Annotated in this window: 22 protein-coding genes and 1 pseudogene; 13 read left to right on the top strand and 10 right to left on the bottom strand. The window is 59.1% G+C overall.

The window, feature by feature from the left end:
• Position 1 precedes the first annotated feature (1 nt).
• From phnE to BHD07_RS09500, 3 genes and pseudogenes are all read left to right on the top strand, one after another.
• Entirely contained in the window at positions 2 to 1,504 is a 1,503-nt protein-coding gene (gene phnE, locus BHD07_RS09515; protein WP_338279485.1) for a phosphonate ABC transporter, permease protein PhnE, read from the top strand.
• A gap of 824 nt (positions 1,505 to 2,328) precedes the next feature.
• A pseudogene (locus BHD07_RS09505) lies at positions 2,329 to 3,937 on the top strand (RcgA family putative transporter).
• Positions 3,927 to 4,943, top strand: a complete 1,017-nt coding sequence (locus tag BHD07_RS09500) for an alpha/beta fold hydrolase (RefSeq protein ID WP_338279483.1) — start codon at positions 3,927 to 3,929, stop codon at positions 4,941 to 4,943. The pseudogene BHD07_RS09505 and the gene BHD07_RS09500 overlap by 11 nt, the downstream one beginning before the upstream one ends.
• Here BHD07_RS09500 and BHD07_RS31855 read toward each other — a convergent pair.
• A complete protein-coding gene (locus BHD07_RS31855) occupies positions 4,859 to 5,113 on the bottom strand; it encodes a helix-turn-helix domain-containing protein (RefSeq protein WP_445190478.1) in 255 nt (84 codons plus the stop codon). The two genes, BHD07_RS09500 and BHD07_RS31855, sit on opposite strands and share 85 nt — an antisense overlap.
• A gap of 350 nt (positions 5,114 to 5,463) precedes the next feature.
• Between BHD07_RS31855 and BHD07_RS09495 the strand changes: the two genes are divergently transcribed.
• Complete coding sequence (locus BHD07_RS09495) at positions 5,464 to 5,736, top strand: hypothetical protein (RefSeq protein ID WP_324765340.1); 273 nt, start codon at positions 5,464 to 5,466, stop codon at positions 5,734 to 5,736.
• Positions 5,737 to 5,746: 10 nt separating this feature from the next.
• On the opposite strand, the gene BHD07_RS09490 is transcribed toward BHD07_RS09495, so the two are convergent.
• Positions 5,747 to 6,055 (bottom strand): hypothetical protein, encoded by a 309-nt coding sequence (locus BHD07_RS09490; RefSeq protein ID WP_338279479.1) that lies wholly within the window; start codon positions 6,053 to 6,055, stop codon positions 5,747 to 5,749.
• A 241-nt stretch (positions 6,056 to 6,296) separates the two neighbouring features.
• Between BHD07_RS09490 and BHD07_RS09485 the strand changes: the two genes are divergently transcribed.
• A complete protein-coding gene (locus BHD07_RS09485) occupies positions 6,297 to 6,479 on the top strand; it encodes a hypothetical protein (protein ID WP_338279478.1) in 183 nt (60 codons plus the stop codon).
• Positions 6,480 to 6,489: 10 nt separating this feature from the next.
• Here BHD07_RS09485 and ligD read toward each other — a convergent pair whose 3' ends face one another.
• A complete protein-coding gene (ligD, locus tag BHD07_RS09480) occupies positions 6,490 to 7,464 on the bottom strand; it encodes a non-homologous end-joining DNA ligase (RefSeq protein WP_338279476.1) in 975 nt (324 codons plus the stop codon).
• Positions 7,465 to 7,605: 141 nt separating this feature from the next.
• Here ligD and BHD07_RS09475 point away from each other — a divergent pair, with 141 nt between their 5' ends.
• The 6 genes from BHD07_RS09475 to BHD07_RS09450 all read left to right on the top strand — a co-directional run bounded on the left by BHD07_RS09475 (position 7,606) and on the right by BHD07_RS09450 (position 10,226).
• Positions 7,606 to 7,839, top strand: a complete 234-nt coding sequence (locus tag BHD07_RS09475; RefSeq protein WP_338279474.1) for a hypothetical protein — start codon at positions 7,606 to 7,608, stop codon at positions 7,837 to 7,839.
• Positions 7,836 to 8,006, top strand: a complete 171-nt coding sequence (locus BHD07_RS09470) for a hypothetical protein (protein WP_338279472.1) — start codon at positions 7,836 to 7,838, stop codon at positions 8,004 to 8,006. The genes BHD07_RS09475 and BHD07_RS09470 overlap by 4 nt, the downstream gene beginning before the upstream one ends.
• Positions 7,999 to 8,382 (top strand): hypothetical protein, encoded by a 384-nt coding sequence (locus BHD07_RS09465; protein ID WP_338279470.1) that lies wholly within the window; start codon positions 7,999 to 8,001, stop codon positions 8,380 to 8,382. The genes BHD07_RS09470 and BHD07_RS09465 overlap by 8 nt, the downstream gene beginning before the upstream one ends.
• 123 nt (positions 8,383 to 8,505) lie before the next feature.
• The gene (locus BHD07_RS09460) at positions 8,506 to 8,787 is read left to right on the top strand and encodes a hypothetical protein (protein WP_338279468.1); all 282 of its coding nucleotides are present in this window, start codon (positions 8,506 to 8,508) and stop codon (positions 8,785 to 8,787) included.
• 9 nt (positions 8,788 to 8,796) lie between these two features.
• Positions 8,797 to 9,459: an SOS response-associated peptidase gene (locus BHD07_RS09455; RefSeq protein WP_338279466.1), complete on the top strand. Its 663-nt coding sequence runs from the start codon at positions 8,797 to 8,799 to the stop codon at positions 9,457 to 9,459.
• A 524-nt stretch (positions 9,460 to 9,983) separates the two neighbouring features.
• Positions 9,984 to 10,226, top strand: coding sequence for a hypothetical protein (locus BHD07_RS09450; protein WP_338279464.1), 243 nt, complete (start codon positions 9,984 to 9,986; stop codon positions 10,224 to 10,226).
• A gap of 521 nt (positions 10,227 to 10,747) precedes the next feature.
• On the opposite strand, the gene BHD07_RS09445 is transcribed toward BHD07_RS09450, so the two are convergent.
• On the bottom strand, positions 10,748 to 10,942 hold the full coding sequence (locus BHD07_RS09445) for a hypothetical protein (protein WP_338279463.1): 195 nt from the start codon (positions 10,940 to 10,942) through the stop codon (positions 10,748 to 10,750).
• Between BHD07_RS09445 and BHD07_RS09440 the strand changes: the two genes are divergently transcribed.
• Both BHD07_RS09440 and BHD07_RS09435 read left to right on the top strand, forming a co-directional pair.
• Positions 10,941 to 11,246 carry a hypothetical protein gene (locus tag BHD07_RS09440; RefSeq protein WP_338279461.1) on the top strand — a complete coding sequence of 102 codons (306 nt, stop codon included), beginning with the start codon at positions 10,941 to 10,943 and terminating at the stop codon, positions 11,244 to 11,246. The genes BHD07_RS09445 and BHD07_RS09440 overlap by 2 nt on opposite strands.
• A gap of 627 nt (positions 11,247 to 11,873) precedes the next feature.
• Positions 11,874 to 12,029 (top strand): hypothetical protein, encoded by a 156-nt coding sequence (locus BHD07_RS09435; protein WP_338279460.1) that lies wholly within the window; start codon positions 11,874 to 11,876, stop codon positions 12,027 to 12,029.
• A 134-nt stretch (positions 12,030 to 12,163) separates the two neighbouring features.
• On the opposite strand, the gene BHD07_RS09430 is transcribed toward BHD07_RS09435, so the two are convergent.
• The 6 genes from BHD07_RS09430 to BHD07_RS09405 form a co-directional block, all read right to left on the bottom strand.
• Complete coding sequence (locus BHD07_RS09430; protein WP_338279458.1) at positions 12,164 to 12,904, bottom strand: GntR family transcriptional regulator; 741 nt, start codon at positions 12,902 to 12,904, stop codon at positions 12,164 to 12,166.
• A gap of 185 nt (positions 12,905 to 13,089) precedes the next feature.
• Positions 13,090 to 14,097 carry a GlxA family transcriptional regulator gene (locus BHD07_RS09425; RefSeq protein WP_445190489.1) on the bottom strand — a complete coding sequence of 336 codons (1,008 nt, stop codon included), beginning with the start codon at positions 14,095 to 14,097 and terminating at the stop codon, positions 13,090 to 13,092.
• Positions 14,098 to 14,129: 32 nt separating this feature from the next.
• Positions 14,130 to 15,128 (bottom strand): 4-hydroxyproline epimerase, encoded by a 999-nt coding sequence (locus BHD07_RS09420; RefSeq protein WP_338279456.1) that lies wholly within the window; start codon positions 15,126 to 15,128, stop codon positions 14,130 to 14,132.
• Positions 15,129 to 15,144: 16 nt separating this feature from the next.
• Positions 15,145 to 15,999, bottom strand: a complete 855-nt coding sequence (locus BHD07_RS09415) for an ABC transporter permease (protein ID WP_338279454.1) — start codon at positions 15,997 to 15,999, stop codon at positions 15,145 to 15,147.
• On the bottom strand, positions 15,996 to 16,844 hold the full coding sequence (locus BHD07_RS09410; RefSeq protein WP_338279451.1) for an ABC transporter permease: 849 nt from the start codon (positions 16,842 to 16,844) through the stop codon (positions 15,996 to 15,998). The genes BHD07_RS09415 and BHD07_RS09410 overlap by 4 nt, the downstream gene beginning before the upstream one ends.
• Before the next feature lie 17 nt (positions 16,845 to 16,861).
• Complete coding sequence (locus BHD07_RS09405) at positions 16,862 to 17,926, bottom strand: quaternary amine ABC transporter ATP-binding protein (RefSeq protein ID WP_338279449.1); 1,065 nt, start codon at positions 17,924 to 17,926, stop codon at positions 16,862 to 16,864.
• Between the last annotated feature and the right edge of the window lie 11 nt (positions 17,927 to 17,937).

Genomic DNA, 17,937 nt, shown 5'->3' with positions numbered 1-17,937 from the left:
GATGAACAAAATGCATCCGCAGGAAATGGAAGCAATCGCCGAGCGCCATAAGGATGTTCTGGAGAAATCGAACGGCAACCGCCTTCGTCGTCTCGTGATCTGGTCAGCCGCGGCGCTTTATCTGATCTCGTGCTGGTGGATGTTCTCGATCGGCGACGTTCTGCGCGGCGCCAACTGGTCAATCGCCGGCAGCTACCTCGCAGACTGGGTTTCGTACGAGGTCAGGCCTGAACTCGAGGTCGAGCCGGACGGCACCATGACGATCGATTATGGACGGTTTTCGCCACTGGGCGCAAACCCATCCCCGGCGTGGGTGGAGCTTCAACACGACGTTATTCAACGGGACGCGCCGCGCTCGGAAGCGCAAATCAGGCAGCCAAAAACGTCGTCGTCTATCAGCTTCATGGTCGCGCCCGCTGTCAAGGACGAGGGGGCTGCCTCAATTGCGGAACCAGCGCAGCCTTCCGGTTCCCTTTCGGAGGAAGTGGTCATCCGCGCCGCCGTTTCCCTCGGCGGAGGCACGAACATCGTGGTCGCCAACAAGCAGGTGCGTGTCGTCCACGCCGGCGAAACGCTCGTCGCTGCGGTCGATGGCCGCGGCACGACTACCCCGGAAGGCACGTTGCCCAACTGGGCGGTTCAAAAGAGGGCGGGTGAGAAAATCACCCTCTCGTTCGGCACCAAAGGCTGGGCCGAAATCGATGGCGACGAAGTCAGCATCCGCAGGCGCTTCTTCGGATGGGCGAACTTCATCTTCGACACCAATTCCCCATTCTTCGGCAAGGGCGCGCGCGAGGTTCTGGCGTTGGTAACGAGCGGTGAAAGGGTAGACCCCTCACGGTCGAACCTCTCGCTTGCGTGGAGCAACTTCCTGTACAATGCCGAATGGCAGCACCTTGACGTGTGGACGAAGCTTCTCCAGACGGTTGTGATGGCCTTCGTGGGTACGCTGTTTGCCTCGCTGCTGGCGTTTCCGCTGTGCTTCCTCGCCGCCCGCAACATCACCCGGAGCGGTCTGCTGAACCAGGTGACGAAGCGGATCTTCGACTTCCTTCGTTCCGTGGATATGCTCATATGGGCGCTGTTCTTCACTCGAGCGTTCGGCCCTGGCCCGCTTGCGGGGATCTCGGCCATCTTCTTCACTGACACCGGGACCTTCGGTAAACTTTATTCCGAGGCACTCGAGAACATCGACGAGAAGCAGCGGGAAGGCGTCAAGTCCGTGGGGGCGCCGGCATTAGCCGTGCAGCGTTTCGGCGTGCTTCCGCAGGTGCTCCCGGTATTCGCCAGCCAATCCTTGTACTTTTGGGAATCGAACACGCGCTCGGCAACAATCATTGGAGCAGTGGGTGCAGGTGGGATTGGGTTGAAACTATGGGAGGCAATGCGCACCAACTCGGACTGGGAGAATGTCGCCTACATGGTGCTTTTGATTTTGATAGTCGTTTTCATTTTCGACAGCATCTCCAACGCGTGCCGATCTCGTCTGATGGGAACTCGCTGAACCCACGGACTTCCCGCTCCGCATGTGACTTTCGGTGAGCTCAGCGCCAGAGGAAATACCCTTACTAAGATCCGCAGATGTTTGCATTTTCGGGCGGGACTGAGAGTGATCCTCTCAGTACCCCCGCGTGATCGCCCGGCGGTTGCCGAAAGACAGCCTTGCAAGATTTGTACAGCTGATCAGTGCCGGCGGCGCTATTCCCGGCGCTGCGGCCAAAATCGAAAAGCGCCTCCTGAACGCAAAGGCTCTCGTCTATCTAGAAAGCGGCGGAAGCGCGCCGGCCTCAAGAAGCCGATGCCGATGGCCAATCGCGAGGAGCTTCCAAGACGGAATTCATTTCGTTGGCGTTCAGGGTCCCCCGTGTCGCAATCAGGTATGCCGCTAAATAGGTCAGCTTCAGTCTTGATTCCCGCGAAATCGCGCGGCCTGTAATTAACGATCGCCAGTCGGGCAGCTTCTTCGTCTCGTGCAACATCCAACAGTCTATTTGGATAGGCAATGCTCGTAATCTCTCCCGCCTTGCATTGTTCCCAGGCACGAACGGCATTTGCGGTCGCCAGACGAGCCGCGATATGCCGATCAATCAAGTCACCAAGGGAAACCGCAGTTTCCGTCGTACTCTCAGAAGCTGACGCACTCAGAGCCGAGCTCGAGCGCGGAGAAATGGAGCCGGTACCACGGTATGAACCCGAACTGGATGACGACAACAATAGCATGGTGGAATGCCTCACCGATCAAGTTGCAGTTGCGGGCGTTAAGACCATTGATTGAAGCTGAAGGCACGATAGGATACGAAACGAAACGAAATCTGGGCCTTTAAGCCATTGGAGAAGAACGGAAAGATTTTTGTCGCACCCCCCAAGGAACGGGAGCGACTTCAAGGAGCTGTTCCAGCAGTTAGCAGCTGCGGGAGCAGGCCGGCCATTAGGAAGTGACGGCTTTCCGCAAGGCCCTTGGACGCCCGAGCTTCTGACAGAGGCGATTTCACAGATCGATTCCAACCGCGTCGGCGTTGATTTGCGGACGGTCCAGCTCTGGTTTCAAGAAAACGACAAGGGGATTAGCCCCTCCAATATTCGTTGGCTGGCTCGGGTCTTTGGCTGCGATGATCCGGATGCGACGAGCGCATGGCAGACCGAGCTTAGCGCCGCGCAATCACGACTAACCGCGAAGAGGCGAGTTTCAAAGAAAGAGGGAAACAAGCATTTTCTGGGGGTTCCGGATTTTGCATTGGCCGAGGCCAACAGTGAGACGACATCGGTTGTCTATGCGGCCCAGGGCATTGAAGTCACCCGGCGAAGACACGGCTTCAGCTTGGCAAGAAAATCGGAGGCGTTGTTTAGCCACGGATCGCCCTTGAACCTGCCCGCGTCGATATTCGCAGGTGCTTCCGCTCTCGGGTTCTTGTCGTATATCCTGGGGATCCACAGCGCCACCTATGGCCGGCCTGATGGTGTCGTGAAGGAAGTCGGCTTTCTCTGGGCTCCGAACTGGACGTTCCTCTTCATGGTGCTCTTGCCGCTGTTCTTCGCGATCGTGATCGAGCTGCTGGTGTTTTGGAAACAGGATGCGCGGCTGAAGCTCTTAACGCAGGTCGCCCGGCTGGAGAGCGACAATGCGTGGACGCGCAACGTTGAAGCGTATTCCTACACCTATTGGGCGGTCTTCTTGATCTGCGTGCTGTTCGCGGGTCTGTTTCAATGGATCGGCGTGTGTTTGATCCCGCTACTAGAAGGCGGAGATGACTATGCGCCGAGTTGGGGCACGATCGCAATTGTGCAGCCTGACGTCATATCCGTGCCGGCAGAGATCGGGTTTACGGCGCTCGCATATCTTTACATGTGCCTTTGCTTCTATCTTTTTTTCGCAGGCCTCATTCTGCTTCATACGATCATCCACGATCTATGGAAGATCGAAGAGGCAGCAGCGACGCGGCCGGCAGAATATCGGCGCGAGAGTGGCGAAATCGGTCTCAGGGTCATGCGGGGGATCTTCCGGTGCACCGTCCTCGGTGTTCTTGTAGCAATATGCATGAAGGTACAAAGCGCCTACCTCGCCTCGACCGGCGAAGATATCGTGGCCTGGATGGCCCACGATTTAGCTTCAGCCCTTTATGAGCATCACGGCGCTGCAAATACCCTCACCTATAGAATGCCCACGCATTACAGCAGTCTCCTTGTCGCGATTTCGACCTTGATCGTTTTTCTATACGGCTCAATCCGCTTGGGCGGCGCAAAGCGGTTTCGCGTGCCTCTTTAGAGAATGTCTGCCGTGGTGGGCCTGCTCTTTACGAGCTACCTTTTGATCGACGTTTTCGAGGGCTTCTCGATCCTCCTGAGCGTTTGCGTGCTGGTAGCGACATACGGCCTCTTTGATCCGGAGTTCGGGCGATGGCGCGAGAGCGAGATAGGAGCCAACCAGAGTGTTTCATGAATGGCTTGATCGTTGGGACGAGCGACGGGCGCAGCGCGGCGAAGCAGCGAAGAAGGTAACGGCTTGCGTCCTCGACGCCGGCCGCGCCTTCCCGGGCGGGCCGAGAACAGACACCATCGACGAGTTTTGTGCTCTTGCGGGCCAGGCCCTCTCCGATCCGAGCTTTTATGAGGGTCCGGTCGGACGAGATCAGATCTTTGAGAGGCGCGACGAGTGGCTCCAGTTTCCTTCGGACATTTCAAACGACGTCGAAGAGAACAACGTCGTTTGGGCAAAAATTACCGAAAGCGTCTCGCACGATCGGGCCTTGGTGATTTTCCATCATTGGAATGCCAGCAGCCGAAATCGTCAGATGGCGAAGTTCTTCTCACTGCGCGGAATCACTGTGGTCGAGATTGCAATGCCTTATCACTTCGAGCGCAGCCGCCCCGGCTCGCTCTATGCCGATTACATGCTCAGCTCCAACCTCGGCCGAACGATCCAGTCTGTGAGGCAGGCGGTATTGGATGGGCGCAAGCTCATTCGCTGGTTGAAGGGCGAGGGCTACCGTGAGGTTTCGGTTCTCGGCATGAGTCTTGGATCCTGGGTTGCGGGATTGATCGCGGCGCATGAGCCAGCCGTGTCAAAGGCCTCATTGTTTTTGACGGCGGGTAGTCTCGCTGACATGGTTTGGTCGGGACGCGCGACCCGCTCGATACAGAAGAGCCTTGAGCCTGTGATTGGGCTCCCTGATCTGCGAACGGCTTGGGCTCCGCTGAACTTGGAGAATTATGCGCAGAGTCTAGCGCGGCCCGATCTCCAGCTTCAGATCGTGATTGCCACGAGGGATCAGGTGGTGCTTCCCGATCAATCGAGACGCTTCCTTCAGAGGCTGAAGGACGCCGGAGCCAGCCCAAGTGTTCTGGAACTGAACTGCGGGCACTATTCGCTCGCTATGCCACCGTACATTTTGTTGGCGGGCTGGAGCTTGAAGAGGTTTCTATTGAGTGCTGACGGGCCCGGATGACTCTTCTCGTAGAGTTCATATCTGTCGTTTAAAAAATAGGTGGCGGGCACTTGCAACGCATCTGCTATTAGGAGCAGCCGGCGTGCGCTGACGCGCGCGGGTCCCACCTCATACTGTTCAATCTGGCGGTTCGTCACGCGGACGATCTCGCCTAGCGCTCCCTGCGACATCGCAGCTAGGGGTCGGTTTAGGAATTGAGCGACGACAGCTCGAACACCGTCGCATTGTCCTCCCGTACCCCCTTGAACGAAGCGTGCCGAACCTTGCCGCCCGGAATTGGTCAGAGCGACGTGTTCTAAACACGAGCTTTTGCCCCCAGGAGAGAGGGCTAATTTGCTGCAAGCCCTGATACACAACGCTTTGCGGCATGTCCAGAAGATCAGTTCGGGAGTTATTTCGGGACTGGGTGACTCGGTTTTGCATTTGCCGTTCTCGGCCACCGCACACGGTCATGACAGCATTTTTACTGGACTTCAGGTTGTATTTTTGCTTGAGAGCAATCCCACAAGAGGAGACCGGAATGACAGACTCGGAAATGCGCGCCACGGTCCAAGCCACCTTCATGATGCTCCAGCGCTTGATAGTCGAAGTCGCCGCAGCGAAAGGAGATGAAGGTTCTGCTTGGATCGACGCCTTCCGTGATGACCTCACCTCAGAAATGAAAAAGGTCGAGGAACTGCAGAAACGCCGTGCAGATACTGAGCGCTCCGCAACATCACGGATGCTGATCGAGGGCGTAGCGTTGATGGCGAAGCGCGAGCTTGAACAGCAACGTTCTTCTTCGATCAGCTAGGCTGACTGGACTAACGAGCTCCGCCGGTCTTGGTGCCGCTTTGCGAATTGCCCGCGCCGGGACCGCCCTGTGAAACGCCACCGCCATGGGAGCTGCCCGGGTTCGTTGGATCTGGGCCGTTGCCCCAGCCGTTGTTGCCTTTAACTTTCCCGCCGCCGCCCCCGCCGCCAGACTTGGCGATTGCATTTGACGTCAGGCTGGTTGAAAGCAGCATCGTTACGGTCGGAGGTGTCACAATAGCGAAACGACCGCAATTTTTTAGAAATTCCCGCCGATCATCGTCGCTCTTCGACGGCACTTCGCTTGGCATTTCGGGCATGAACGCCTCTCCCCTACTTATCGATGAGACGCGTAAAGTTTGCCACTACAGGGTGTCGCTGGATATATATCGTTCTCTATAGGAGAGCGAAGAACCGCAGCGGCCAATTTGCTATTGGAGCGCAAATATCGCATTGCGCTAGAGCAGTACCCCCTTTGGGCGGCACCTCTAATCCTTGACTGCAACCCGCGTTGTGAGACCCTAAATCCCTCTTGGTTGTACTGCGTTAGGGACGTCGAAGATGACCTTTGACAATGACGTTGAGCTGGCGCTCGCTACCGCCTGCAAAGAGCTTGAGATGACGCGACAAGAGATGATCCGCCTGATCATGCGCGAATGGCTGGAGCAGTTTGGTTTTCTGCCGTTCCGAGAGTTGGACGAGGGCAGCGAGACGAGGGGGAATGCGTTGCCCCACGGGCACTAGGCCATTCGCGTCACGTTATTAGAAACACCCCTGCATCATCCGCCTTCTCCCTGATCCCCTTGAACGAGGCGTGCCGTAGCTTCCCGTCATCCGTCCAGGCGCGATATTCGACCTCGGCAACGAGAACAGGCTCGACAAAGACGGCGCCTTTCCTTCTCAAGGTCACGGCCGGCGCTTTTGTCGCCATCCCCTCGAGCAGCTTGCGCAGCTCTCGCGACAGCTCGTTTGACCACCCCGTACCGCAGCCGCCAACATAGACGAGCTCGTCATCTTTGAGCGCCGCCAGCAGTAGCCGGCCGAGATGACCCGGCACGGTGGACGGCTCGAAGCCGACGATCACGAAGCTGTCGCGCCGCTTGCAGGTGATCTTCTGCCACCAGTCGCCTCGGCCGGAGCGATAAGGCTTCTCGATGTGCTTGGCGATGATGCCTTCGAGGCCGTGCGCGCAGGCCACGCGGAAGAACTCGTCGCCATCAGCCTGGACCTCCTCCGAAAGACGGACAGCCCCTTCCCGGCCGGCAATGAGCGGCTCTAGCAACCGCCGGCGTTCGCGCAGCGGCAGCCGCCGAAGATCGCGGCCGTCGAGAAAGAGAAGATCGAAGGAGAGGAAGGCGATGGCGCCGGCCTCGATCGCGGACGGCAGGCGACCGAGCGCCCGCTGCAGCATGCCGAAATCAGATCGGCCATGGTCGTCGAGAACGACCGCCTCGCCATCGAGGATGGCCGTCTTCACCGCCAGCCGTCGGGCGTCGTCGACGATCGACAGAAAGCGCTCGGTCCAATCATAGCCGCCGCGCGTGAGCACCCTCACCCGGCTTGGCTCGATATGCACGGCCAACCGGTATCCGTCCCATTTCACCTCGTAAGCCCAGTCTGGCCCCTTTGGCGGCTTGTCGACCAGCGTCGCAAGACAGGGGTCGACGCGAGCGGGCATAGGATCTGATGGAGGGAGATCGCGGGGCTTCTTTGATGATGCTCTGGCCATAAGCCATTAACGCACAGGCCTGCAAAAAGCCGAATTGACTCTTTCGGCGTATAGAACATAATAAGAACATTCATCGGCGACGCGGCCGCCATCTTGAAAATGCTGAGGCAGATGCCCGTGCTTGCACGGGAAGGAGGAACTATGCTCGCCGCGAAGAACGCATGCGAAATTAATCAAACCGATCAGGAAATCGACGACGTTGCCGCAGCCTTGGGATGGCACGACGGTGACGCTGAGGCGACCATCCGCACCCTGCTGGCCGACTGCAAACACCTACGCGAACAGCTCGCGCTTGCGGAGATCGCCATGAGCCTCGGCTACACGCGGGGCTGGAGACCCGCTTGCATCGGCGGAAGCGAGGCAGAGCAACCATGAGCGATGAGCAAGGGGCAGTTCGCCAAAAGGACTCCAGCGTCTACGTCCACTACTGCGAGCATCCCGGCTGCAAGAAGTGGGGCAGCTTCGGCTTTTCTTTCGGAAAAGAGGAGCCTCAGTGGTTCTGCGCCGAGCATCAGCCCGAGTGGAAGTTGAAGCATGCCTAGAGGCGGAGCCTGGTGGCTTTCGGAGTTTCTGGCCTGGACGAAGATCCGCATCAAATGCGAGTGCGGGGTAAAGAAGCAATACGACGCGCGACAGCTTTTCGATCGGATCGGCGACCGGAGCATGCCGGGGCTGCTCTCCGAATTCTCAAAGGCGCTCGGTTGCCCCAAGAGCGGCAACATCCAACGCGATCGCTGCAGGCTCACATATGACATGCCATCGGGAGAGCCGCCCGTCTCTCGAAGGATCCGGCTGGTGATGCGGCCCCAGCCGGCGTTCCTCAAGAGATCACTTTCGCGAACCTTCCCGAATGGTGCGACGTTCTTTGCAAGTGCCGGCGCTGCGGGCACGTTGCCCGGGTTGACCGGCGGTCGCTGACAGTACGCTTTGGCAAGAGGCAGAGCGTTCTTCGGCTCGCACCGAAAATGCGTTGCGGGAAGTGCGAAAATCGTGACGGAAACGCCATCTTGATAAGGGAGCCTCGGCGCTAGGAGGTGAGGCATGCGCCACCGACGCGGGATAGACTTGATCCCTGAGAAGGGCGTCATCGATCCGGATCTCGGCATTGGTCATCTGCGCCTGGCAGATCTCGCGGATGATCAACTGCTCGGCGCGCGCTGCTCCAAGTGCGATCATAACCAGTGGATTGACCGCTGGGGCCTCGCTGGCAAGTATGGTCACGAAATCACGTTCGATCAGCTGCGGCCTCTGCTCAGATGTACCAGGTGCGGGAACACCGATGGCAATGGCTTCCGGATCGGCAGGGCACACCGCGATGGATGAGAGGGAAGTATGTGCAATCGGTACCGGATAGAAGTCGAGTTCGATGAGCTCTGGCACACGGCGCGGCCGCAGAGCGATATGACGAACCGAGCGAACCCGACGACGGAGGTGTTTCCCGACAAGCCAGGGCCGGTGATCCGCAACAGCCTCGATGGCGATCGCGAGCTGATCAACCTGACCTGGGGCATGCCGTCACCGCCGTCGGTCACTAACGGCAGGCCGGATTACGGCGTCACCAACATTCGCAACCTGGATTCTCCCCATTGGCGCGGCTGGACAGGCGTCAAGAACCGTTGCCTCGTACCCTGGACCGCGTTCTGCGAATATGAGGACACGAAGCCGAAGAGGACGGCCCGCTGGTTCGTGATCGATGACAAGCAGCCCCTCGCCTTCTTCGCCGGCATCTGGACGCCATGGAAGGGCGCCCGCGGCTCGATGAAGAACCCGCGCGTCGGCGAGCACGAGCTGTTCGCCTTTCTCACTTGCGAGGCCAACTCGATCGTCAAACCGATCCATCCGAAGGCGATGCCGGTCATCCTGACCGAGCCGGAGGAAATCGAGCTATGGCTCACGGCCGATTGGAAGGAGGCCAGAACGCTGCAAAGGCCATATCGAGCCGAACGCATGACACTTCTTCCGGTCGAAAGCCCGTCGGAGCCATTGTTACTTTGAGCCTGGTGCACGCGGGAACAAACGCGCTCGCCGAGGAATTATCATGATGCCGAGCAATTCGGCATTCAGGTCCCCCACCTGTTAGGAAAGTGCCCGCGACCGCACCTGGCGCGGGCACTCGCTTAAGCGCGGTACCAAATGCTCTAAATTCGGGTCTTTACATTGGCGTGCTGGTTGGCCGGACCTGTTTCTGTGGCCGGTGTTTTAGTTTCCTCTCCCGTGAACGGACTTCCCTGGCCTGGTGCCAGGGCACCGCTATGGCCGGCGCCGTTGGCCGTGAAAGCGTGCGTGTTCGAAGACGCCGTACCGCCTGATTTCAGCCCGTTCTGCTGCGCCTGAAAGAGGTGATCATCCGCTTGAGTAACGCTGCCCGGAGAAAATCAGCAGGATTGCCGCGGAGGTCATCAAAAGATGTGTATTCATAGCGAAAACTCCACTGTTGTTGCCCCTGTGCATAGGACACACTCAGGGTCAGCGATATTCCGCCTGTGCATGAAGACGTTGACCTTCCGAGGAGACGACCAATGGCCGACGCACTGAAAATGAAACAGCTGATCTGGGATTGTCAGAAAGACATTGCCGCATATCTTCCCGACGAGAGCGGCATTTCGGAGCACGAACTCGTGCAGATGCTCATCGCCCGTCTCGACGGTAGTCAGGCGAAGGAAGCGCTCGATGACGACTGGCAAGGCTGGTGGCCAGATGACGATGGTTGCGGTGGAGGCGACAGTCCCCTTCCCCAGCAGCCGCTACCGGAGCCGGCCTGAAATGGCCAACCTTAGGAACATTGATCCGGAACATTCCCGCCAATGCGCTGTTTGGAAGACATTCCTCGTTCAGAAGGGTGTTCTCGTCTAGAATTTCGACTTGCGGGCAATCGCACATGTCGGACAACTGCAGCGCTCCCTTTAGTTTTCGGGAGCGCCGCTTTTTGTTGGGGTTAAGATCCCGTTAGATCAGCTGTTGAATCCCCAGAAAGCCATAGATCGCGGTTACGAGCATGACGACGACCAACAAAAGAACTATTATCGTCGAGCCTCTCTTGGACATTCCAGTGAAATAGGCGCGTACAACCGGTATGGAATAGAACTATACCAACGAGTTGCTGCACGGCCTGTCGGTGTGAGGACCGCGAAGGCTACTCTTCAGGAACCAACCAGATCACGACGAGTAAATTGTCGTCGGCACTCCTCCGACATGTCGATCATGTTTACCGCATGGACTGGATCGACATCTGGCAGCGCCCCAAGATCCTCCCGGGGCGCTGCCGTCGCACGAAAGCCGCTCTTCACGATCGGAGGACATCGAGGCGCAGTTTCACGCCCTCACCCACTTCCCCGACCGGCGCCGCGCGAAGACCGAGCTTGCTGACCTGGCCGAGCGACTGAACCAGTTCGCCGTCTATGTCGTGGAGCTTTGGGATAAAGCCGCCGTTTATCACCGGCCCTGCCCGCTTCCCTGTCGCCCGCAATGGAAGGCGCATGAAGATATCCGACGCACGCCGCGCCGATCTGAAGGCGCACGAGGCGACGGCCAGGAAGGCAGCCAAGCGGAAGGCGTTCCCGCATGGCACGGACGATGAGCCGATCCTTTCCGGCGATCCGGCCGCCTTGGAGCGGATCATGACGCGCATCGAGGAGACGGCGCTTTCCATCGACCGGTTGAAGGCCGCGAACGCGATCATTCGGCGTATGGAGAAAGACCTTGCAACGGAAGAGGACATGATTGCAGCCGTTGCGGCGAACACCGGCCTTTCCCCGAGGCCGCAGCCAGAGGCATCAAACTAGCGCCGTGGCAGTCCCGACGCGGATTCAGCACGACCAACAGCCGCCCCGAACTCCGCCGCCTGCAGCAGCGCCTTGCGACCCTGGCAAGGATGAAGGAGCGCGGCACCCAAAGCCACGAGGTCGAGACGAGCGCCGGAGCCGTCGAGATCAAGGAAAACGCCGAGATCGCGCGTATCCAGTTGATCTTTCCCGGGAAGCCCATGACCCGACGCGGCGCGTGTTGAAGGCCAACGGCTTCCGCTGGTCACCGTCGCAAGGCGCATGGCAACGGCATTTGAACGAGGCCGGGCGTTACGCCGCGCAATGCGTCCTGAAAAGGATCAGCGGCGCCGACGCCGCCTGATCTTCTCCCTTCGAAGGAAGGACATTCCAATGACCCAGGCAATCTATTTCGTCATGGAGTTTCACGGCACGTGCTCTATAAAACCGAGGATGGCGGAAAGACATTCATCAGCGCTGCCGACGCGCAGCGCGCGAAATTGGTCATGGCCTATTATCCGACCATGACAGAGGCGGAACAGGCTGGAAGCGCAGCAAGCACACGGAAAGGGCGGATTTCCGCCCTTTCGGCCAAGCTCCGGCCCGAGGTGCCGACCGGGCAGATTTCATGGATTGTCGGCAATAAGCATGTCGGTGAGCACGATAGCGAACTTTGCAGAAGATATGGCGGACAGGGCGAAACGCGCGGGTGCGGCCGATCCGGACATGGTGGCGCAGATCGTCGCCTATGCCCTAGCCTGCCACCGTGCCAATCAGGCGCTTGTCGCTCATTTCAACCTGTAGGGAGCGGACATGCGACACCAGCGCCGCAACATCGAGGTCTTCGATACGCCGTCAGGCATGGGTGGAAGCTTCACGGTTCCATTGTCCGCCTCCGGGCGCAGTATCTCGGCTTGCCGATACCCCCGAGCTGTTCTCTACTTCGACTCCGAAGCTCCTACTGCACCCTTTTTGCCTTTTTCAGGTTGGCGCGAGGCTAAACGGTTTGCTGTTTCAGATTCCAATGCTGTCGGCGCGATGAAGAGCTCCATATTCTGCCTCGACAGATCCCAGTGTTCGAACACTAAGTCTACCATCAACGCCTCGTTACGTTCAGTAAGAGCCCTGATCATTTCGTCGTGGTGGGCGCATGATTTCGTCAGGTTCGCCTCCATTTCGACCGTGGCGGGCCGAAAGAAAGTGTGGCCTATTCGCGCGTGATCGATGAGAAGACGGTTCAGCGAAGGCTTCAGGAACGCACTATTTGCCATCTCGCCGATGAGCTCGTGAAACCTGTTGTTCTCCACCACCATCTTCTCCGGATCGCGTTCCGCAATTGCCGCGCGGAACCTTTCCTGACAGGCCTTCAGCGCTTCGAGCTGGTTTGGCCGGAAGTTCTGAACTGCAAGACGACCGACCGCTTCATAGATCATCGGTGCGATGAGGAAAAAATCCCGCAGAGTGGAATGATTCATCGGAACCACACGCGCGCCGCGATTCTCGCGAATATCCACATACCCCTCGACGGCGAGTTGCCGCAGCACATCGCGCACAGGGGTCCGGGAAATACCGTACTCCTGACTAAGTTTTACTTCATCTAGATCATCGTCAGGCGCGAGCTCTAACGTGAGGATTTGGCGTCTGAGCGTCTCGTGAAGCGCCGTCTTGCCACCATTCATATCGTAACCGTCCAAATACACGGATAATTATTTATGTGCACAAGGCAGGCTATCGGAGACGCCCCTATGGCGCAACTCCACTTCGATTTGTTCTCCACGGGGAAGCGGCGCAGCTCCACTGGGCGCTAGGAATCGTTGTGTTGTGGTGCGCCTACCGACCAACTCACCTTTGTCACCCCGCCCCTTCAGCAACCGCTCGCAAATTGTTTTCGATATTCCGTGGGGGTGATACCGAAGGTGCGGCGAAAGACCTGTGTAAAATGCGAAGCGTTCTCCAATCCGATCTCGAGCGCTATTTCGATCATTGACGCCCTTGTCTGGGTCAATAAAGCTAAAGCCTTTTCCATGCGGATGCGCAGATAGGCATGCGCCGGAGACAGATTTAGCTCCTGATGGAAAAGGCGTTCGAGTTGCCGCCTGGAGAGGCCGACGGACCTCGCTAGCGCCACAATCGTAACGCTGTCGCCGAGTGTCTGCTCCATGAGGATGAGGACAGCCTTTATCCGTGCATCGTTGCAATCCAGGGAGAGCGGCCGCCGTACCTGAACATCGCGGGCGCCACGGGCCTTTTCGATCTGCAGGACCTCCAACGCATTTCGCTCCGCGTCGCTGCCGAGATATTGTCTGACGATCTGTGCGGCAATATCCGCGGCACTGCTCCCGCCCGCGCATGAGCCGCGGCGTCGGTCGAGGTTGAACAAACGGTCGGCGCGAACGTCAAGGTCGGGGAACTGGTCGCGAAACGCCCTGTAATGCAACCAGCTGATGCAGGTTTGATGCCCGGTCATCAGGCCTGCTTCTGCGAGGATGAAAGATCCTGTACACAGTCCAATAAGCGGGACCTGCTCCGCGTCCGCCTTGCGGAGGAATTGAATCGTTTCCTCGTCGACGGCCATTTCGCCCCCGAGCAGCCCTCCAACGACGACGATGTAGTGGAAGCGGCGTGGATCGACAAAGGCAGAGGTCGGCGCCACTTGGACACCGCAGCTGGATGTGACGAAATGCCTATTACTTGCAAGCACGTGCCAGTCGGCTAGCACCCGGCCAGACCGGTCATACTTGTCACTCGCCAAACGGAGGGTGTCCACAAACAGCGCGAAGGCCGAAAGCGTGAACGAACGCGCAAGTATGAACCCCACGGTAAGCTTGTCCGGCGGAGGACGCGGGACTTCACGCTTTATGTCAGGCTTGATCACATCCCCGGTGCTGGTCAAGGAACTGTCCTCTATTTGATCTGGAATCCGTGGGCCAACGGATCGCGATCGTCGACGAAGATCGTATTGTGACCAATGATCTGCGCCCAACCGCCGACACTCGGCCGTATCCCCGCAAAGGGACCGATCATCTCCTCAGCTTCAACCCTGCCTTCGAAGACCGTGCCGATAAGGCTTTCCTGGCGAAACCAATCGCCGACCTTCAATCGACCCTTGCCGTGAAGCTGGGCCATGCGGGCAGAAGTTCCCGTGCCTCCTGGAGAGCGGTCTATAGCCTTGTCGCCGTAGAACACGGCTCCGCGGCCATCGGCTCCGGCGCTTCTCGGGCCGTCGCACCAGATTGCATGGTGCACGCCACGTATTCGGTCGTCATCCGGATGGACCGGATCGCAGACCGGCGCCAGCGCCTCGCGCAGCTGGCGGCTGAGGTCGACGATATCGCCGGCGGACATGTTGTCCAGGCCTGCCCAAGTTTCCTGTGGTTCCACGACGGCATAGTAGTTGCCACCATAGGCGATATCGACAACGAGCGGGCCAAGGCCGGGCACGTCGACGGCAATGTCCACAGTATGGAGATAGCTCGGGACGTTGAACATGCGCACCGATTCGACATGCTCGCCGGGCTTCTCGTAACGAATGTCGACCCTGCCGGCCGGCGTCTCGATCGAAAGCTGGCCGGGCACACGCGGCGTGACGAGCCCTTCCTCGATCGCTGCAGTCACGACGCCGATTGTTCCCGCGCCACACATCGGCAGACACCCGCTCACTTCGATGAAAAGTACGGCGAAGTCGCAATCCTCCCGATGGGCCGGATAGAGGATAGCACCGGACATGATGTCATGTCCGCGCGGCTCGAACATCAAAGCCTGGCGAATCCAGTCGTGATCGCGAACGAACAGGTCGCGTCGATCCGCCATTGGAAGATGCGGCAGGAGGGGACCGCCGCCGGCGACCAACCGGACCGGGTTGCCGCAGGTGTGAGCATCGATGCAGAAGAAACTGTGGCGCATGGTTTTCCTCTCGCGATCAGGTATTGATGGCCGCGGCTCGGGGACGGTGAAGGGCGTTGCGCGAGAGCCGGTCGAGAAGAATGGCGACAGCGACGATTGCCAAGCCGGCCCTTAGACCAAGCCCCATCTCCATGCGGGTCAGTCCGCGCGTCACCTCCGCCCCGAGCCCGCCGGCGCCGACGAGCCCCGCAAGCACCACCATAGCCAGAGACAGCAGGATGCATTGGTTGAGCCCCACCAGAAGGGTCGGCATGGCAGAAGGAATCTCGATCTTTAACAATATCGCGCGCGGCGGGGCCCCGATGGCGTTGCCGAGTTCGACGAGGTCTTTCGGGATCTGGTTGAAGGCAAGTGTCGTCAGCCGCAGCATCGGCGGGATGCCGTAGACGATGGTGGCGATGATCGCCGGCACGCGGCCGAGGCTGAAGATCATCACCGCCGGGATGAGATAGACCCAGGGCGGCACGGTCTGCATGATATCGAGCACGGGCCGAAGCGCTGCTTCAAGCCGCTTGTGACGCGAAGCAAGGACTCCGAGCGGGAAGGCGATCGAGACCGAGATCAACACTGCGACCGTCACCAGGGCAATCGTCTGCATGGACGCCTCCCAGAGCCCGGCAACAAAACAGAACGAAAGTGCGATTGCCGCCATGATGCCGATGCGAAGGCTGACGAAGACCACAGACAGGGCCGCGATGATGACGATCACCGCATAGGCCGGTAAAGTGAGCAGGCTCGCCTCGATGGCATTCAGGATTGTTTCGATGAACCGTGTTACGGCATTGAAGAATGGGTGGAAGTTGGCGTTGAGCCAATCCACGACCGGCGCTAGATAAGCCCCCGGCGAAAATTGAAAGAAATCCGAATTCATGCCGTCCTCCCCTTGCTGTAGGCCGCGGCACTCTGCGTCAGGCGGTCGAGCACCATGGTCAAGATCACAATTGCGATGGCGGCATTGATCGAAGTTGCGATGTCGAGTGTCCTGACAGCGCCATAGATCGTCTCGCCGAGCCCACCGGAACCGACGATTCCGGCGATCACCACCATGCCGAAGGCCATCATCAGGCTCTGATTGATGCCGGCCATGATGCTGGGCATGGCAAAAGGCAGCCGGATCTTTGTGAACATCTGCCAGGCGGTCAGGCCGCTTGCTTGGCCGAGCTCAACAAACTCTCGCGGCGTCATGCGAATGCCTAGTGCCGTCAAGCGGACTGCGGGGGGCATCGCAACGACGACTGTTGCCACTAGGGCGGTTGCCGGTCCGAAGCCCATCAGAGCAATGGCGGGAAGAAGGTAGATATAGGGTGGCAGCGTCTGGATTAGGTCAAGGACGGGCTCAAGGAAACGGTCGAGCGGCCGCAGGAAGCCGGCGGCAATTCCGAGCGGAATGCCAACCGTCAGGGCAAGCACAGTTGCGGTCACGACCAGGGCGAGTGTGCTCATCGTCTCCGTCCACAGACCCATCATGGCGCAGATCGCGAGCGCCACGCCCGCCGCAACTCCGAACCAGACGTTCAGCACACGCCAGCCGAGAAGCGCTGCGATCAGTGCGATCACATAGAACGGCACGAGCTGGAGGAGCCAAAGAGTGCCGTCATAGCTCCCCTCGAGCACACTGCGGAGAAGATCAAACAGACCCTCTGCGTTGTCGCTGATCCAGAAAAGGGCATCATCAATCGCGACATCGAAGGCATCCGGGAATGTTGACATGTCCATGGCATTTCCTCCGACGTTCAGGCAGCGACGCCGCGAAGCAGGCCGCGGGTGGTTACGACGCCGACAACGGCGTCGTTCTCGACAACCGCAATCGCATCGAGCTCCGACTGCATGGTAAGCTCGATCAAGGCGCTAATGTCCGCGTCCGGCGCCGCGCGTGGCAGCGCTCCGACGTCAGCGCCGGGCACGGCGGCGCGGTACTCCGCGACCGGCTGCATAAGGGAATGGGCCTTTACGAGATGAACCCTCGATATCCCGGCGACGAACTCCGCCACGTAGTCGTCGGCGGGTTTCGTAACGATCTCTTCGGCGTCCCCCACCTGCACGATGACGCCGTCCTTCATAATGGCAATGCGGTCGCCGATACGAATGGCTTCCTCCAAGTCGTGCGTGATGAAGACGGCTGACTTGCCGAGCGACTTGGTCAATTGCCGGAACTCGTCCTGAAGCTGACGGCGGATCAGCGGGTCGAGCGCGCTGAACGGCTCATCCATCAAAATGATCTCGGGGTCGGCGGCAATCGCGCGCGCAAGCCCGACGCGCTGCTGCATGCCCCCTGACAGTTCTGCGGGGTAGCGCTCGGTCCAATCCGTAAGGCCTACCTTTTCGAGAGCGGCACGCGCAATTCTGGTACGCTCATCCTTCAGAACACCCCGTACTTCGAGGCCAAAGGCCGCGTTTTCGAGGACAGTGCGGTAAGGAAGGAGCGCCACGCTCTGGAACACCATTCCGATGTTACGCGCGCGCATGTCGCGCAGCCGCGCCGCGTCGAGCGAGGCGATATCCTTGCCCTTGACTACGATCTTGCCAAGGCTCGGTTCTATCAGGCGGTTCAGGAGACGGATGAGCGTCGACTTTCCACTGCCCGACAAGCCCATGACGCAAAATATCTCGCCGCGGCGGACCTGCAGATTGGCGTCGGCAACGCCGACCACACAGTTGAACTCCTGCAGGACTTCTTTTTTCGAAAGACCGCGCTTCTCGACGGCCTCGATGGCGGCAGAGGCGCGGCTGCCGAAAATCTTCCAGACCGACTGGCAGTCGACCAGAACCTCATTCGCATCATTCTGCGCATTGTTCATGATGTTCCCCA

Source organism: Sinorhizobium sp. KGO-5, from assembly GCF_036245905.1.
GTDB lineage: Bacteria > Pseudomonadota > Alphaproteobacteria > Rhizobiales > Rhizobiaceae > Sinorhizobium > Sinorhizobium meliloti_A.
This window is presented reverse-complemented; position numbering and strand designations above follow the sequence as displayed.

Excerpts from the sequence above, each read along its gene's own strand:
- phnE (WP_338279485.1), top strand. The coding sequence starts at position 2 with ATGAACAAAATGCATCCGCAGGAAATGGAAGCAATCGCCGAGCGCCAT.
- BHD07_RS31855 (WP_445190478.1), bottom strand. The coding sequence starts at position 5,113 with ATGTCGCAGGGAGCGCTAGGCGAGATCGTCCGCGTGACGAACCGCCAG.
- BHD07_RS09495 (WP_324765340.1), top strand. The coding sequence starts at position 5,464 with ATGACAGACTCGGAAATGCGCGCCACGGTCCAAGCCACCTTCATGATG.
- BHD07_RS09490 (WP_338279479.1), bottom strand. The coding sequence starts at position 6,055 with ATGCCCGAAATGCCAAGCGAAGTGCCGTCGAAGAGCGACGATGATCGG.
- BHD07_RS09485 (WP_338279478.1), top strand. The coding sequence starts at position 6,297 with ATGACCTTTGACAATGACGTTGAGCTGGCGCTCGCTACCGCCTGCAAA.
- ligD (WP_338279476.1), bottom strand. The coding sequence starts at position 7,464 with ATGGCCAGAGCATCATCAAAGAAGCCCCGCGATCTCCCTCCATCAGAT.
- BHD07_RS09475 (WP_338279474.1), top strand. The coding sequence starts at position 7,606 with ATGCTCGCCGCGAAGAACGCATGCGAAATTAATCAAACCGATCAGGAA.
- BHD07_RS09470 (WP_338279472.1), top strand. The coding sequence starts at position 7,836 with ATGAGCGATGAGCAAGGGGCAGTTCGCCAAAAGGACTCCAGCGTCTAC.
- BHD07_RS09465 (WP_338279470.1), top strand. The coding sequence starts at position 7,999 with ATGCCTAGAGGCGGAGCCTGGTGGCTTTCGGAGTTTCTGGCCTGGACG.
- BHD07_RS09460 (WP_338279468.1), top strand. The coding sequence starts at position 8,506 with ATGCGCCACCGACGCGGGATAGACTTGATCCCTGAGAAGGGCGTCATC.
- BHD07_RS09455 (WP_338279466.1), top strand. The coding sequence starts at position 8,797 with ATGTGCAATCGGTACCGGATAGAAGTCGAGTTCGATGAGCTCTGGCAC.
- BHD07_RS09450 (WP_338279464.1), top strand. The coding sequence starts at position 9,984 with ATGGCCGACGCACTGAAAATGAAACAGCTGATCTGGGATTGTCAGAAA.
- BHD07_RS09440 (WP_338279461.1), top strand. The coding sequence starts at position 10,941 with ATGAAGATATCCGACGCACGCCGCGCCGATCTGAAGGCGCACGAGGCG.
- BHD07_RS09445 (WP_338279463.1), bottom strand. The coding sequence starts at position 10,942 with ATGCGCCTTCCATTGCGGGCGACAGGGAAGCGGGCAGGGCCGGTGATA.
- BHD07_RS09435 (WP_338279460.1), top strand. The coding sequence starts at position 11,874 with ATGTCGGTGAGCACGATAGCGAACTTTGCAGAAGATATGGCGGACAGG.
- BHD07_RS09430 (WP_338279458.1), bottom strand. The coding sequence starts at position 12,904 with ATGAATGGTGGCAAGACGGCGCTTCACGAGACGCTCAGACGCCAAATC.
- BHD07_RS09420 (WP_338279456.1), bottom strand. The coding sequence starts at position 15,128 with ATGCGCCACAGTTTCTTCTGCATCGATGCTCACACCTGCGGCAACCCG.
- BHD07_RS09415 (WP_338279454.1), bottom strand. The coding sequence starts at position 15,999 with ATGAATTCGGATTTCTTTCAATTTTCGCCGGGGGCTTATCTAGCGCCG.
- BHD07_RS09410 (WP_338279451.1), bottom strand. The coding sequence starts at position 16,844 with ATGGACATGTCAACATTCCCGGATGCCTTCGATGTCGCGATTGATGAT.
- BHD07_RS09405 (WP_338279449.1), bottom strand. The coding sequence starts at position 17,926 with ATGAACAATGCGCAGAATGATGCGAATGAGGTTCTGGTCGACTGCCAG.